Origin of the sequence: Butyricicoccus porcorum (assembly GCF_051246315.1) — a bacterium.
GTDB lineage: Bacteria > Bacillota > Clostridia > Oscillospirales > Butyricicoccaceae > Butyricicoccus_A > Butyricicoccus_A porcorum.
Window position 1 is genome coordinate 70,094 of sequence record NZ_CP178353.1, and the last position, 15,087, is coordinate 85,180.

Genomic DNA, 15,087 nt, shown 5'->3' on the forward strand with positions numbered 1-15,087 from the left:
GCATCCGCAACTCCGCCGGATGCGCTTTTTTCTGCGCTGTACACGGACAGTTGTACGCACCGCGCAGAGTATTTTCGGCCAGATTGTCTATATTGTCCATGTTGCGCCTTTATTTTGATTATTTTTTAGTTATATCGCTGCTTTTGACAATGTGACCAAACAGACATCTGTAAAGGATACCCAATTCACTATCAAAAGCATTTGTTTTTTCATACAATTCGTAACATGACATTTCCCGAAAAAAGTCGTATGATAGGCACATACCAAGCAGGTACAAACTGTAACAAGGAGGTGTGTTCCATGGGAATGTTAAGTGAAATCCATCAGGTCTCGAAGTCCGGTTCGGTCGAACAGCTCAAATCTCTTCTGGAGGACAGGCAGATGTATTCGTCCGACTTTCTGACCTCTCACAGCGCCGGTTCGGCTGCCCGCCACGAGGAAGAACTTGCTCTGGCGATGATTTCCCTTGCAGCACGCCACTAACCAGTAAAAGCTTCCTACTCTCTGCTCACACACATATAAAAAGAGGCATGTTCGGATCGAACATGTCTCTTGCTATTTTCAAAGGATTCTGTATCCTGTTTTACAGTGTGCCCTTGGTCGAAAGGACGTCTGTGATGCGCTCGTCATACATCGTTGCCGTATCCAGCGCCTTTGCAAATGCCTTGAACATGGCTTCCATGATATGGTGATTGTTGGAGCCGTAGAGAACCTTGATATGCAGGTTCATCGCGCCCGCATACGACACCGCATAGAAAAACTCCCGCGCCATCTCGGTATCCATATCGCCACAGCGGTCTGCGGTAAATTCCGCATCAAAGACAAGGTACGGCCGGCCGGACAGGTCGACGGCACACAATACCAGTGCCTCATCCATCGGCAGGATGCACGAGCCATACCTGCGGATGCCCTTTTTATCGCCCGCCGCCTCGCGGATTGCGTTGCCCAGCACGATGCCGGTATCTTCAATTGTATGGTGGCAGTCCACCTCCAGGTCTCCGTCGACGTGCAGGTTTACATCAAAAAGCCCGTGCCGCGCAAAGCCGTTCATCATGTGGTCAAAGAAGCCCACACCGCTGTGAATATCTGCTTTTCCGGTGCCGTCCAGATTCAAATCCAGCCGGATTTTGGTTTCATTTGTATTTCTTTCGATGCTGCTGGTTCGTGCCATAGCTTTTTTCCTCCTGAATGGTATCAACTGATACCATTATAGCAAGCTGCGGCACACCGCGCAATGGCGAATGTCAGACCGGGAAACCAGTCAGCGCGAAAACCTCCGATCCTACGGTCACATCGAGGTCCAACACGCCGTCGGAAATCTCTCCGTTCGCATGGAACGGCATCTCCTGCTGCCGGAACCAGATCGTTCCGCCGAAATCCCGCATATCACCGTCCATCGACCCGTCCGTGATGTTTGAACCGCGCCCCATGATCGTGATATGTCCGGAAACGCCGTCATCCGTCTGGCACAGGTCAAGCGAACCCGGCAGCAGACCGCTCGGACTGTCAAAGAAAATATGATATCGTTCCTGTTTCAATCTTGCTCACTCCTTCAATGCAACAGGGAGATGATCGTGTCTCCCTGCCTTGCCCCGGCAGTTCTTTTTTGAAACACATAGAGCTCTAGTTGTCTTGCAAAAACCGCCAAAATATTCCCATCATTTCCCCATTTCTGCCAGTCTGTCGAATGATATTACCCCTCTGTATCCGATTATGAATCTATCATACTTTTTTCTAACCGGTTCGTCAACGAACTATTTGTAAACAATTTATCAAAATCCTTCCACAAAATTATGAACAGAAAAAATCCTCTTGTCTATGGCATGCAATACGTTTTATAATACTCTTATCCTATCACACAAAAGAGGTGGATTCCAGTATGGCAAAAAAAGACGCCAGAAATACCAAAGGACGCATTGTTGACGCTGCCTGGGCGCTGTTTTATGAGCAGGGCTATGATGAAACAACCATAGACGATATTGTAGAACGCTCTGAAACTTCCAAGGGTTCCTTTTACCATTATTTTGACAGCAAGGATGCACTGCTCTCCTCGCTCTCCTATTTGTTCGATGCAAAATATGAACAGCTGATGGAGGAAATTGACCCGGAAATGGACAGCTTTGACAAGCTGATGTACCTCAACCACGAGCTTTTCCTCATGATTGAGAACAGTATCCCGATGGATCTGCTCGCGCGCATGTATTCTTCCCAGCTGGTGACGTTCGGAGAGCGTCACCTGCTCAATCAGGGACGCACCTATTACCGTGTTCTGCGCAAAATCGTCATCGAAGGGCAGAAACGCGGGCAGCTGCGCAGCGATGTATCCGTCAATGAAATCGTGAAAGCTTATGCCATGTGTGAACGCGCGATGATCTACGACTGGTGTATCTGCAATGGAGATTATTCTCTTTATCAATACTCCGGTACAACACTTCCTATGTTTTTACAATCGTATCGCTGCGGATAATAGCCAATATTCTGTCTAAATTCCCGATATAATATGTATATTTCTTTTTAGATTACAATATTCAGTACAAACTATATTCTAGTATTCAGTTCATATTTTCGATTATTTTCCCCTGTGCTACAATAACCAATATCACATGATAAAAAGGAGCTATCAATGTTTATGTCATCCACCATCTGTATCATCATTGCCATTGTGCTCTATCTGGGAATGATGCTTTACGTCGGATACGCCTGTTCCAAGCGCAACAGCAACGTTGACGACTTTTATCTGGGCGGACGCAAGCTCGGCCCGATTGTCACCGCAATGAGCGCCGAGGCGTCCGATATGAGCAGCTGGCTGCTGATGGGTCTGCCGGGCGTCGCCTATGCCACCGGCATTGCGGACGCCGCATGGACGGCAATCGGCCTTGCCATCGGCACCTATCTCAACTGGCTGATCGTTGCCCGCCGCATCCGCGTGTATTCGCACACCACGGGTTCCATCACTCTCCCGGACTTTTTCTCCAACCGCTATAGTGACAAAAAGCACCTGCTGTCTTCCGTCGCTGCGGTTATTATCATTATTTTCTTTATCCCGTACACGGCATCCGGCTTTGCCGCCTGCGGCAAGCTGTTCAACTCGCTGTTCGGCATCGATTACATGCTGGCTATGCTGGTCAGTGCGGCAATCATCGTCGGCTATTGTGCGCTCGGCGGCTTTCTTGCGGCCAGCACCACCGACCTGATTCAATCCATCGTCATGACAATTGCGCTGTTTATTGTCATCTGTTTCGGCATTTCCTCGGCTGGCAGCTGGGATGCCGTTGTCGACAACGCCAAAGCACTGCCGGGCTATCTGAGCCTGACTGAAATCTATGATCCGTCGGCCGGCACCTCGTCTTCCTACAGTGCGCTGACCATCGTTTCCACGCTGGCATGGGGTCTCGGCTACTTCGGCATGCCGCATGTCCTGCTCCGCTTTATGGCGACAGAAGATGAAGACAAACTCAAGACCTCCCGCCGCATCGCAACCATCTGGGTTGTCATTTCCATGAGTGTAGCCGTCTTGATCGGCATTGTCGGCCTCTCCATGAGCAAGGCAGGCGTTCTGCCGATGCTGGAGGATTCCGAGACCATTATCATCAAGATCGCACATATTATCAGCCAGCATGGCATCATTCCGGCTCTCATCGCAGGTATCATCCTGTCCGGTATTCTGGCTTCCACCATGTCTACCTCGGACTCGCAGCTGCTGGCTGCCGCATCCAGCGTATCACAGAACATCATTCGTGACCTGTTCGGCGTCAAGATGTCCGAAAAGAAGAGCATGAACACCGCACGCGTGACGGTTATTCTCATCGCAATTGTTGCGGTCTTCCTCGCACGCAACCCGAACAGCTCGGTCTTTAAGATCGTTTCGTTCGCCTGGGCGGGCTTCGGTGCCACCTTCGGCCCAGTCGTCCTGCTCGCCCTGTTCTGGAAGCGTTCCAACCAGTGGGGTGCACTGGCAGGCATGATTGCCGGCGGCGTCATGGTGTTTGTCTGGAAGTTCGGCATCGCAACGCTCGGTGGTGTCTTTGCGATCTACGAGCTGCTGCCCGCATTTGTCATTGCCTGCATTGTCAATGTTGTGGTCAGCCTGTTGACACCGGCTCCGTCCAGCGAAGTTACCGATACCTTTGATGCTGTCGCTGCAAAAATGTAATTTCATTTCACATCAACATATGAGCAGATCTCCCCGCAGCACTGTATGGAGGTCTGCTTTTTTTTCTTTCTTTCCGCACTTATTGTCGAATATTGGCGAATTATTTTATTGGAGTGTTACACAAATGTGTCGTCCCTGAGATTTTCGTGTCAAATTTGTTTCTGTTTTGGTTGTTTTTCTGTTTTTTTTCGTTTCAAATAGAACAGCAATTTTCGACATTCTGTGTTGAATGCTGTCGAACCGGCTTGTTGGCGCCTGTTTTTTTCTATGTTTTTGTGAATTTTCCGCATTGTGAAGCATGGCGCGCTATTGTATACTATCTATAGCTTTTCGATATAAGGAGAGATTCATATGATACATATTACTCAGGTCATGATCGCAGACGGTGACACAGAATTTACGCACCTGCTCTGCCGGGCGCTGCGCGCTGCGGAAGGCTTTGCGGTCTCCGGGATCTATCAGACTGCCACCGGCCTGGAGAATATTGTGCGCGAAACGAATCCGGATGTCCTGCTGCTTGATCTGATGCTGCCCGATGCACTCACTGCCCTGCGCGAACTGGATGGGCTTTCTGAGCGTCAACGTCCCTGCATTTTTGTCCTGTCCTCCTTCGTTTCCGCAGAGATTTCTGCGGAATGCGACCGGCTCGGCATCAATTTCTTTCTGCGAAAGCCGGTTTCCATAGCCTCTCTCATTGATATTCTCTCCCGCTATGGCGCGGCAGCACGGCTATCTGCACCCCATGCCAGTGAAGCGCCGACACAATACGATATCGTCCTTCAGATCCGGCATCTGCTCGGTGACCTCCAGTTTCCGGCGCATGTCATGGGCTATCGCTATCTCCGCGACAGTATTCTGATGACAATCGAAGATCCCTCTGTTGCGGACTCCGTGACCAAGCTGCTGTATCCTGCCATCGCCAAAAAATACAACACCACCTGGACGAGTGTGGAACGCGATATGCGCAACGCCGTATCCATTGCATGGAATCGCTGCGGCAGCTCGTTCCCCGGTTACAGCTTTTCCCGCCGTCCGGCAAACCGTGAGCTGATCCTGACACTTGCTGACCGGATTCGCTATGAACTGCACCTCGATCTGTGCGCAGATGTCCCTTCCCCGCATGACGGTATTTTCAGCTAATGCCGTAGATTTTGCATATTTTGACGCTGATTTGCACGAATCAGCGTCTTTTTTTGTAGATTATCACCCATTTACGCCATTGACGTTCTCCCTCTTTACCTTTATAATAAATAACATGTGGACTTTCTCGTATGATGATTGGAGAATAAAATTACAATGAAGAATCGAAAAAACGCTGTTTCAAAGTTCAGATTTGCACTGCTCACCGCCATCTGTGCCATCTCAGTAACCTCGGCGGCAGTGCTCAGTCAGGCCGTCTTCCGCGCTGACGATGACCAGGCGACAGACGCTGTTTTCAGCGAACAAAATGTAGGAGAGACTGTAGATTTGACCGACGCAATTGCCGAAGTGGAAAAGCAGGAGGAAGCTGAGCAAAAGAAAGCGGCCGAAGCAGCTGCTGCCGAAAAGGCAAAGCAGACGCAGGTACAGGAAATTGATGGCGCGAAATTCACCGTGCATCAGGAACTGCCGATTGTAGAACCGTCGCTGACGCCTGAACAGGCACAGGACGTTTCCATTGTTGTGCATAAAGCAGATCACCTGCTGACCGTGTACAACGGTGAGAGTGTGATTGCTCAGTATTCCGTCGGTCTCGGCAGCGCATCCGCAGAGGGTGCAAAAGAAAAAGAAGGCGACAAACGCACGCCAGAGGGTGAATATTACATCTGCGTGCTCAACAACCAGAGCAGGTTCTACCTCTCGCTCGGCCTGTCCTATCCGAATGCAAACGACGCCGCACGCGGCCTCAAATCCGGCCTGATTACGCAGCAGCAGTATGACAGCATCATGGCTTCCCTCGCCGCCGGCGAGCAGCCGGACTGGTACACCCCTCTGGGCGGACAGATCATGATCCATGGCCAGAAGGGCAACCTCGGCGGACAGACCGACTGGACAACCGGATGTGTCGCCGTCAACAACAAGGTCATGGACATCCTCTGGAAGTACTGCAAGGTGGGTACAAAGGTCACCATCTTACCATAACAGAACCACAATCACCGGTTGTATTTTTTTGACAGGCGTGGTATAATGACAGAAATCAGGTGCGCGGGAAGAACATGGTTCCCACCGCAAACCGCCTATACTGCAAATGTACCGACCCACAAGGAACAACGCCTGACGGAGAAGACATGCAACGATTTCATGCCAGCTTATTTCTGCCGCTCTGCGGCAACAATCCGTTTATGCAGCATTCCTGTGCCGCGGCACAGGAATGCTTTTTTATTCTCTCAGAAAGGAAACGCTTCGCATGGAACAGACCAGAGTGGCGATTCTGGCTATTGTCGTGGAAAATCCCGCGCATGCCGAACAGCTCAACCAGATTTTGCATCAGTACAGACAGTATATCATCGGCCGAATGGGCATCCCGTATGACAAACGCGGCATCTCACTCATCAGCGTGGCTGTCGACGCCCCGACCGGTATCATCAGCGCCATGTCCGGCAAAATCGGCATGCTGGACGGCATCACCGCAAAGGCAGTTTACTCTAAGCTCTGACTGCACCCGCTATTCAGGAGGTATATGACTATGTACAACATGATGTCACCCAAGGCAGAAGAATTTATCAGCGATGAGGAAATCCGCGATTGTCTCGATTATGCAGAAAAAAATAAGCATAACCGTGAGCTGATCGACCAGATTCTCGAAAAAGCGCGCAAAATGAAGGGTGTATCCCACCGCGAGGCGCTCGTCCTGCTCGACTGCGATCTGGAGGACAAGAATCAGGAAATCTATGCACTTGCCCGCAAGATCAAGGAAGAGTTCTATGGCAACCGCATCGTCATGTTCGCACCGCTGTATTTGTCCAATTACTGCATCAACGGCTGTGAATACTGTCCGTATCACCTCAAAAACAAGCACATCCCGCGCAAAAAGCTGACACAGGAGGAAATTGTCGCCGAGGTCACTGCTCTTCAGGACATGGGCCACAAGCGCCTCGCCATCGAGTCCGGCGAAGACCCGGTCAACAACCCGATTGAATACATCCTCGAATCCATCCAGACAATCTACAGCATCAAGCACAAAAACGGCGCCATCCGCCGCGTCAATGTCAACATTGCCGCGACAACGGTAGAAAACTACCGCAAGCTCAAGGAGGCCGGTATCGGCACTTATATCCTGTTCCAGGAGACCTATAACAAGGAATCGTATGAAAAACTGCACCCGACGGGACCGAAGCACGACTACGCCTACCACACCGAGGCGATGGATCGCGCCATGGACGGCGGCATCGATGACGTCGGGCTGGGCGTCCTGTTTGGCCTGAACAACTACCGCTATGACTTCACCGGCATCATCATGCATGCCGAACATCTGGAAGCATACAAGGGTGTCGGCCCGCACACCATCAGCGTGCCGCGCGTGCGCCGCGCAGATGACATCGACCCGGATGTCTTTGACAACGGCATTTCCGACGATATGTTCGCCAAAATTGTCGCATGCATCCGCATCGCCGTGCCGTATACCGGCATGATTGTCTCCACCCGCGAGAGCCAGAAGAGCCGCGAGCGCGTGCTCGACCTCGGCATCTCCCAGATCAGCGGCGGCTCACGCACCAGTGTCGGCGGCTATACCGAGGCCATCCGGCCGGAGGACACCACGCAGTTTGACGTCGATGACCGCCGCACGCTCGATGAAGTCGTGCACTGGCTGATGGATCTCGGCTATGTCCCGAGCTTCTGCACTGCCTGCTACCGCGAGGGCCGCACCGGTGACCGCTTCATGTCGCTGCTCAAGAGCAAACAGATTGTCAACTGCTGCCATCCGAACGCACTGATGACGCTGAAGGAATATCTGGAAGACTATGCGTCCCCGGAGACCAAGGCGGTCGGCGAAGCTCTGATTGCAAAGGAACTGAAGACCATCCCGAATGAGATCGTCCGGAGAAAGGCAACCGAATACATCGAAAACATCCACGAAGGACAGCGCGATTTCCGCTTCTGAGTGACCGCGTTCACGTGTCCAAAGGCAGAAATCTGTCTTTGGACACTTTTTTTGGCTGAATTCCTTCAAATCCAGCTCCTTTTGCAAAAAATCAAAATAATTGTGCCAAATCGATTGATTTTTTTCCCAAAAAGCGTACAATGTAAGATAAGTAGTTTTGCTTGTTTTGTGATTACTTTATGAGCATCTTTGTGTGTTTTTTGACAAAATGCACGCGACGAAAAGAAAATCTTTTGGAGTGAAACAGCATTGAGCAGATTAAGTTTGGAAACCCCGAATCAGGCACAGACCGTTGTCGAGAGCCTGTACAAGGATCTGGAGCGGCGTATCGCCGCCAGCCCCCCGGGACTGTGTCCCGTTGACATTTCCCTCGGCTTCCTGAAGCTGTGCCATGCACAGACCTGCGGCAAATGTTCCCCCTGCCGCATCGGTCTCGGACAGCTCGCACGCCTGATGGACGATGTCCTCAGCGAGCGTGCAACACTGGAAACCATCGACCGCATTGAAAAGACGGCGAAAACCATCGCGGACACCGCAGACTGTGCCATCGGCTACGAAGCCGCCAACATGGTTCTGCGCGGCGTCCAGGGCTTCCGCGACGACTATGTCGAGCACGTCACCAACAACCGCTGCACCAGCGGTCTGACCCAGCCGGTTCCGTGCGTCGCACTGTGTCCCGCACATGTCGACGTACCGGGCTATATCGCTCTCGTCCGCGCCGGACGGTATGAAGACGCGGTCAAGCTCATCCGCAAAGACAACCCGTTCCCGACTGCCTGCGCGTTTGTCTGTGAGCATCCATGTGAGGCGCGCTGCCGCCGCAACATGGTCGACGATGCAGTCAACATCTGCGGCATCAAGCACTTTGCCGTCACGCATGCGCTGCATGTCGCGCCGGTTGCAAACCAGCCGTCCACCGGCAAGCGCATTGCCATTATCGGCGGCGGCCCCGGCGGTCTGTCCTGCGCGTTCTATTTGCAGCTGATGGGACACCATGCAGTTGTCTATGAACAGCGCCCGCAGCTCGGCGGCATGCTGCGCTACGGCATCCCGCGCTATCGCCTGCCGGAAGACATGCTGAACAATGACATCGATGTCATTCTCAGCACCGGTGTCGAGGTACATACCGATATCTCCGTCGGCCGTGATATCTCGTTCCATGAAATTGAAGACCAGTATGATGCGGTATTTCTATGCATTGGCGCGCACATCGACCGCAAGATCGGTATTCCGGGTGAGAGCAGCATCGGTGTCGTCTCCGCTGTCGAAATGCTGCGTGACATCGGCGAGGGCAATCCGCCCGACTTCACGGGCAAGCGTGTCTGTGTCATCGGCGGCGGCAATGTTTCGATGGATGCCACCCGCACCGCGCTCCGTCTGGGCGCATCCAGTGTCACGACAGTCTACCGCCGCCGTGTCGACGATATGACCGCGCTGTCCGAAGAAATCGAAGAGGCAGCTGCCGAGGGCGCAACCATTCTGCCGCTTCAGGCTCCGGTGCGCATCGAGCGCGACGAAGACGGACATGTCACCGCGCTCATCACCCAGCCGCAGCAGATCGGCCCAGTCGGACGTGATGGACGCCCGAAGCCGGTTGCCGCAAACAAGCCGGAGCAGGCCATCCCCTGTGATATTGTCATTGTCGCCATCGGCCAGGGCATCGACTCCAAGGCATTCACTGCCGCAGGTGTCGCAACCAACCGCGACCGCATTTCCGCGCTGCCGGACAGCTTTGTTGAGGGCAGCCCGAAGGTCTTTGCGGGCGGCGACGCCGTCACCGGTCCCTCTACCGTCATCCGCGCAATTGCTGCGGGCAAGGTCGCCGCAGCCAACATCGACAATTTCCTCGGCTACAACCATGTCATTCATGCAGCCGTTGAGGACATCCCGGAGGCACCGCTGTCTCCTGCTCCGGCCTGCGGCCGCGTCAACCTGCGCACCCGTCCGGCCTGCGACTGCGTCGCCAACTTTGACGACATCAAGGAGCCGATGACCGAGGACGAGGTTTTGCAGGAAGCATCGCGCTGCCTGCGCTGCGACCATTACGGCTACGGCAACTTCAGAGGAGGACGAATGAGACAATGGTAAACGTAACAATCAACGGCATTGCCGTGCGCGTGCCGGAAGGCACAACCATCATGGAAGCCGCTGCAAAAGCCGGTATCACGATTCCTTCTCTGTGTTATCTGAAGGAAATCAATGAAATCGGTGCCTGCCGCGTCTGCTGCGTCGAGGTTGAGGGCGAAAGCCGCCTCGTTTCCTCATGCAATAACCTTGTCTATGAGGGCATGGTGGTATACACCAATTCACCGCGTGCCCGTCAGGCGCGCCGCATCAACGTCGAACTGCTGCTGTCCCAGCATGACAGCACCTGTGCCACCTGTGTGCGCTCAGGCAACTGCAAATTACAGCATGTAGCCAACGACCTCGGCATTCTGCGCAATCCATACCCGCAGGATCTGCCGAAGGGCCTGTGGACGACCACCTTCCCACTGTTCCGCGACCCGAAAAAGTGCATCAAGTGCATGCGCTGCGTGCAGTACTGTGAAAAAATTCAGTCGCTCGGCATCTGGGAGATGACCGGTTCGGGCAGCCGTGCCACCATTGACGTCACCTACAACCGCCGCATCAAAGAAGCGGATTGTGCCCTGTGCGGCCAGTGCATCACGCACTGCCCGGTCGGCGCACTGCGCGAGCGCGATGACACAAGCGAAGTGCTCGACGCACTGGCAGATCCGGACAAAATCACGGTTGTACAGATCGCACCGGCAGTCCGTGCCGCCTGGGGAGAATCGCTCGGTCTGCCGCGTGAGCTGGCGACGGTACGCCGTCTTGCCGCTGCCCTGCGGTCGATGGGCTTCGATTACATCTTCGACACCACCTTCTCCGCTGACCTGACCATCATGGAAGAAGCGGCGGAGTTCCTCAAGCGCTTCACCGCCGGAGAACTGAAGGAATATCCGATGTTCACCTCCTGCTGCCCGGGTTGGGTTCGCTTCCTCAAATCGCAGTATCCGCAGCTCGTGCCGTACCTCTCCACGGCAAAAAGCCCGCAGCAGATGTTTGGCGCAGTCACAAAGAGCTATTTTGCCGAACGGATCGGTGTCCCGCCGGAAAAAATCTGCTGTGTTTCCATCATGCCGTGCCTCGCCAAAAAGGCGGAAAAGAACGGCCACATGTATGTCAAGCAGACAGACAGCATTCAGGATGTCGACATTGCGCTCACAACGCGTGAAATGGATCGCCTGATTCGTTCGGAAAACATCAATGTTTCCAGCCTGCCCGAAGCAGAGTTTGACTCCCCGCTCGGCGTCGGCTCAGGTGCAGGCGTCATCTTCGGCGCAACAGGCGGCGTCATGGAAGCTGCTCTGCGCACCGCCTACTATTCGGTTGTCGGCACCAATCCGTCGCCCGATGCATTCCGCGCAGTTCGCGGACAGGAGGGCTGGCGCGAAGCGGAATTTGACATGAACGGCACAGTTGTCCGCTGTGCGGTTGCCAGCGGTCTTGCCAATGCGCGCCATCTGATTGAAGCTATTCTGGCCGGACAGGCACACTATGATTTCGTGGAAGTCATGGCATGTCCGGGCGGCTGTGTCGGCGGCGGCGGACAGCCGATTCCGTTTGAACAGTCCGAACAGGCGGAAATCCGCGGTGAGCTGCTCTACAAGCTCGACCGTCTGAGCCCGCTGCGCTATTCGCACGAAAACCCGGAGATCAAAGCGCTGTATGACCAGTATCTCGGCGAACCGCTCTCGGAACGCGCAGAAGACCTGCTGCACACCGACCACAACAGCTGGACGATGCCGCTCAGCCTGCGTCTGCAAATGCAGGACACCGAGGATACAACCATCCATTTCGGTGAGAACTAACCGCACATACCCAAAAGCACCCGCGATTCACGAAGAATCGCGGGTGCTTCCGTTTTCTCAATGCAATTCGTTATGCGTGATGCTTTACTGCATGCTTTCTGACTGCGCGGCCGCAGACCATCACCGCATTGTACACAGCCATGACAATCAGTGCAACGGCAGCAATCAACAGGACAGCAAGGCCGGTGCGCATGCCTGCGACATTTGCCACCATGCCGACGGCAGACGGCGCGACAACGGCACCCATGCTGGTCAGCAGGACAAAGAAACCCATGCAGACCGGATAACGCGCGAACAGATCTCCCGCATTGGATACAGAAGTACCATACATGCCGGACATGCTCAGGCCCAGACCGACGGTTGCGACCATCATCATCGCAAAGCTGTGGCTATGGATCAGCAGATACAGAAAGCCGAGCTGTCCCGCCGCCATAACCACAATCATCTGATATGGACGAAAACGCAGCGCAAGGCCGGAGCAGCTGAACCGGCCGACCAGCAGTGCAATCCACAATGCAGAGGTGACAACCTGTGCAAAATCATTGGTCATAACGCCCGAATCGACGAAAAATGATGTCAGCCAACCCATCATAGACGCCTCAATGCACTGATAGAAAAAGACAATCAACACTGTGACCCAGAAAATCTTTTCCCGGAAAAAGCCGAACGAAACTGCGGATTTTTCCGCCTTTCCACCGGAGGCACGCGTGTTGTCCAGCTTCATGCGCGACATGGCGAGCAGGCCGAGCACTGCCGCTGCCGTCGCAATCGCCGCCGCCAGACGCCAGCCGGATGCATCCACCTTCGAGCAGAACAGCACAGCAAACGGTGCAATACACGCACCGATGGCAAAAAATGCATGCAGCATGTTCAGCGGGCCGGCATTGCCGCGCGCCAGATCGCTCATAATCTGGTTGTTGTAGTTGGTGACAGCACCCTTGCTGATGCCGATGAGCGCCATCGCAATCAGCAGCCAGACCGGATTTCCGCTGACCAGAAGCATGCCCATGCCGATGGCAACGCCGGATGTCAGCAGGATAAATGAATTTTTCAAGCCGAAATACAGCGGCAGAAAACCCGCGCCCAGACCTGCAACGGCATAGCCGACCGACTGCACCGACAGCAGCATGCCGCCGACCTGATAGTCGAGCGCATAATCCGCCTTGAGCACCGGCAAAATTGCACCCAGCATAATCAGCGCGAAGCCCTGCGCAAAATACGCATAAAACAGGTTTCCGACAATGTACCGGTTATCCCGCCCGATTGAACGGAAAAACGACTCCTTTTGTTGCATTTTGTACCTCCGCAATTTCCTTTTTCCAAACGTAAATAAAACGAACCAACTGAAAGAGTAGTCCAGTTCGATACAAAAGTCAATTGCATTTCCCCATTCTTTTGTTATGCAAAAAAACTTCTCAATTCCTGTCAAAGATCCCCGCATTTTCCTCCCGTGTTTTGTGCTTTTTTCTTTCATCATCTTTTGGAAGCCCGTAATGCCATTTCTTTTCTTTGCACGCTGCATCGGGCAGTGCTATAATAGCAATACAATCTCGACAGAAAGACTGTGTTTTATCATGAATCTACAATCGGAAACCGATTTTTCAAAAGGAAGTGTCTCGTCCAACATCATCCGCCTTGCAGTGCCGATGACGCTGGCACAGCTTGTCAACGTGCTGTATAACATCGTCGACCGCATTTACATCGGCCGCATGGGTACAGACGCGACCAATGCACTGACGGGTCTCGGCGTATGCTTTCCCATCATTACAATGGTAGTTGCCTTTGCCAACCTGATCGGCATGGGCGGCGCGCCGCTGTTCTCCATGCAGCGTGGTGCAGGGCAGGACGAAGAAGCCGAGGGCATTATGGGAAACTGCCTGACCCTACTGCTGTGCTTTGGCTTCGGATTGACTGCCATTGGCCTGCTGGTGCGCCGTCCGCTGCTGCTCGCACTCGGTGCGAGCAGTGTTACGCTCCCCTATGCGATGTCCTATATCACAATCTATCTGATCGGCAATGTCTTCGTTATGCTGTCACTCGGCATGAACAACTTCATCAATGCGCAGGGCTTCGGGCGCACCGGCATGTTGACGGTTATCATCGGTGCGGTGCTCAACCTGATTCTCGACCCGATCTTCATTTTCGCCCTGCACATGGGCGTGCGCGGTGCAGCGTGCGCAACCGTGCTCTCTCAATTTGTCGCGGCACTGTGGACCATGCGCTTTCTGACCGGCTCGCACACGCTGCTGCGCCTGCGGCGCAGGCATCTGCGCTTACAGGCAGCTCGCGTGAAAAAAATCCTGACACTCGGACTGGCAGGCTTCACGATGAGCGTAACCAACAGTCTGGTGCAGGTCGCCTGCAACAGTTCGCTGCAATTCTTTGGCGGCGACGTATATGTCGGCGTTATGACCGTGCTCAACTCGGTGCGTGAGATCATCATGCTGCCGATCAACGGCATTTCGGGCAGCGCCCAACCGGTTATCAGCTTCAATTACGGCGCGGCACTGCACGCGCGCGTGCGGCAGGCTATCCGGTTCATGTCTCTCACACTGATCGTCTATTCCCTCGCGGTCTGGGGTGTGATTTCACTGTTCCCGCACTTTTTCATCCATATTTTCAACACAGATCCGGCGCTGACCGCCGCAGGCGTGCCCGCGATGCATATATACTTCTTCGGCTTTTTCCTGATGGCACTGCAATTTTCCGGTCAGTCAGTGTTCACTGCGCTGGGGAAATCGCGGTATGCAATTTTCTTTTCCATTTTCCGCAAAGGCATTGTCGTCATCCCGCTGACGCTGATCCTGCCGCATGTCGCCGGGCTCGGCGTATACGGCGTGTTCCTCGCCGAACCGATTTCCAACCTGCTCGGTGGCGTGGCATGCTTTACAACGATGTATCGGACGGTATATCGAAAACTGAACACCTGATTACATGCAATGAGCCAGCCGGATTAAACTGCACCCCATTCATTGCACGCC

At 53.7% G+C, this 15,087-nt stretch carries 13 protein-coding genes; 10 read left to right on the forward strand and 3 right to left on the reverse strand.

All coding sequences use genetic code 11. The annotated features are described in order from the left end of the window. The first annotated feature begins 300 nt into the window (after window positions 1-300). Complete coding sequence (locus ACLM7Z_RS00280) at window positions 301-483, forward strand: hypothetical protein (RefSeq protein WP_087017179.1); 183 nt, start codon at window positions 301-303, stop codon at window positions 481-483. Between the two features lie 100 nt (window positions 484-583). Here ACLM7Z_RS00280 and hisB read toward each other — a convergent pair whose 3' ends face one another. Beyond that, the gene (hisB, locus tag ACLM7Z_RS00285; RefSeq protein ID WP_087017177.1) at window positions 584-1,171 is read right to left on the reverse strand and encodes an imidazoleglycerol-phosphate dehydratase HisB; all 588 of its coding nucleotides are present in this window, start codon (window positions 1,169-1,171) and stop codon (window positions 584-586) included. A 73-nt stretch (window positions 1,172-1,244) separates the two neighbouring features. Then, on the reverse strand, window positions 1,245-1,538 hold the full coding sequence (locus tag ACLM7Z_RS00290; protein WP_087017175.1) for a hypothetical protein: 294 nt from the start codon (window positions 1,536-1,538) through the stop codon (window positions 1,245-1,247). A gap of 341 nt (window positions 1,539-1,879) precedes the next feature. Between ACLM7Z_RS00290 and ACLM7Z_RS00295 the strand changes: the two genes are divergently transcribed. From ACLM7Z_RS00295 to ACLM7Z_RS00330, 8 genes are all read left to right on the forward strand, one after another. Next, window positions 1,880-2,467, forward strand: a complete 588-nt coding sequence (locus tag ACLM7Z_RS00295; RefSeq protein ID WP_087017173.1) for a TetR/AcrR family transcriptional regulator — start codon at window positions 1,880-1,882, stop codon at window positions 2,465-2,467. Window positions 2,468-2,623: 156 nt separating this feature from the next. Further along, a complete protein-coding gene (locus tag ACLM7Z_RS00300) occupies window positions 2,624-4,153 on the forward strand; it encodes a sodium/proline symporter (RefSeq protein WP_435645450.1) in 1,530 nt (509 codons plus the stop codon). A 351-nt stretch (window positions 4,154-4,504) separates the two neighbouring features. After that, window positions 4,505-5,293 (forward strand): sporulation initiation factor Spo0A C-terminal domain-containing protein, encoded by a 789-nt coding sequence (locus ACLM7Z_RS00305; RefSeq protein WP_087017169.1) that lies wholly within the window; start codon window positions 4,505-4,507, stop codon window positions 5,291-5,293. Window positions 5,294-5,449: 156 nt separating this feature from the next. Next, entirely contained in the window at window positions 5,450-6,274 is an 825-nt protein-coding gene (locus ACLM7Z_RS00310; protein ID WP_273350526.1) for a L,D-transpeptidase family protein, read from the forward strand. Between the two features lie 265 nt (window positions 6,275-6,539). After that, window positions 6,540-6,788 (forward strand): TM1266 family iron-only hydrogenase system putative regulator, encoded by a 249-nt coding sequence (locus ACLM7Z_RS00315; protein ID WP_087017166.1) that lies wholly within the window; start codon window positions 6,540-6,542, stop codon window positions 6,786-6,788. 30 nt (window positions 6,789-6,818) lie between these two features. Continuing rightward, window positions 6,819-8,234, forward strand: a complete 1,416-nt coding sequence (gene hydG, locus ACLM7Z_RS00320) for a [FeFe] hydrogenase H-cluster radical SAM maturase HydG (protein ID WP_205703596.1) — start codon at window positions 6,819-6,821, stop codon at window positions 8,232-8,234. Between the two features lie 249 nt (window positions 8,235-8,483). After that, window positions 8,484-10,322 carry an NAD(P)-binding protein gene (locus tag ACLM7Z_RS00325; protein WP_087017162.1) on the forward strand — a complete coding sequence of 613 codons (1,839 nt, stop codon included), beginning with the start codon at window positions 8,484-8,486 and terminating at the stop codon, window positions 10,320-10,322. Further along, complete coding sequence (locus tag ACLM7Z_RS00330; RefSeq protein WP_087017160.1) at window positions 10,316-12,106, forward strand: [FeFe] hydrogenase, group A; 1,791 nt, start codon at window positions 10,316-10,318, stop codon at window positions 12,104-12,106. The genes ACLM7Z_RS00325 and ACLM7Z_RS00330 overlap by 7 nt, the downstream gene beginning before the upstream one ends. A gap of 70 nt (window positions 12,107-12,176) precedes the next feature. Here the strand turns inward: ACLM7Z_RS00330 and ACLM7Z_RS00335 are convergent, their stop codons facing one another. Next, complete coding sequence (locus tag ACLM7Z_RS00335) at window positions 12,177-13,400, reverse strand: MFS transporter (RefSeq protein ID WP_435645451.1); 1,224 nt, start codon at window positions 13,398-13,400, stop codon at window positions 12,177-12,179. Window positions 13,401-13,680: 280 nt separating this feature from the next. On the opposite strand from ACLM7Z_RS00335, the gene ACLM7Z_RS00340 reads away from it, so the two are divergent. Next, the gene (locus ACLM7Z_RS00340; protein WP_273350524.1) at window positions 13,681-15,036 is read left to right on the forward strand and encodes an MATE family efflux transporter; all 1,356 of its coding nucleotides are present in this window, start codon (window positions 13,681-13,683) and stop codon (window positions 15,034-15,036) included. Window positions 15,037-15,087 lie beyond the last annotated feature (51 nt).

What these genes read in the sequence shown, in the direction of transcription:
- ACLM7Z_RS00305 (WP_087017169.1), top strand. Translation starts at nt 4,505, where the DNA reads ATGATACATATTACTCAGGTCATGATCGCAGACGGTGACACAGAATTT.
- ACLM7Z_RS00280 (WP_087017179.1), top strand. Translation starts at nt 301, where the DNA reads ATGGGAATGTTAAGTGAAATCCATCAGGTCTCGAAGTCCGGTTCGGTC.
- ACLM7Z_RS00335 (WP_435645451.1), bottom strand. Translation starts at nt 13,400, where the DNA reads ATGCAACAAAAGGAGTCGTTTTTCCGTTCAATCGGGCGGGATAACCGG.
- hisB (WP_087017177.1), bottom strand. Translation starts at nt 1,171, where the DNA reads ATGGCACGAACCAGCAGCATCGAAAGAAATACAAATGAAACCAAAATC.
- ACLM7Z_RS00310 (WP_273350526.1), top strand. Translation starts at nt 5,450, where the DNA reads ATGAAGAATCGAAAAAACGCTGTTTCAAAGTTCAGATTTGCACTGCTC.
- ACLM7Z_RS00330 (WP_087017160.1), top strand. Translation starts at nt 10,316, where the DNA reads ATGGTAAACGTAACAATCAACGGCATTGCCGTGCGCGTGCCGGAAGGC.
- ACLM7Z_RS00315 (WP_087017166.1), top strand. Translation starts at nt 6,540, where the DNA reads ATGGAACAGACCAGAGTGGCGATTCTGGCTATTGTCGTGGAAAATCCC.
- ACLM7Z_RS00300 (WP_435645450.1), top strand. Translation starts at nt 2,624, where the DNA reads ATGTTTATGTCATCCACCATCTGTATCATCATTGCCATTGTGCTCTAT.
- ACLM7Z_RS00295 (WP_087017173.1), top strand. Translation starts at nt 1,880, where the DNA reads ATGGCAAAAAAAGACGCCAGAAATACCAAAGGACGCATTGTTGACGCT.
- hydG (WP_205703596.1), top strand. Translation starts at nt 6,819, where the DNA reads ATGTACAACATGATGTCACCCAAGGCAGAAGAATTTATCAGCGATGAG.
- ACLM7Z_RS00340 (WP_273350524.1), top strand. Translation starts at nt 13,681, where the DNA reads ATGAATCTACAATCGGAAACCGATTTTTCAAAAGGAAGTGTCTCGTCC.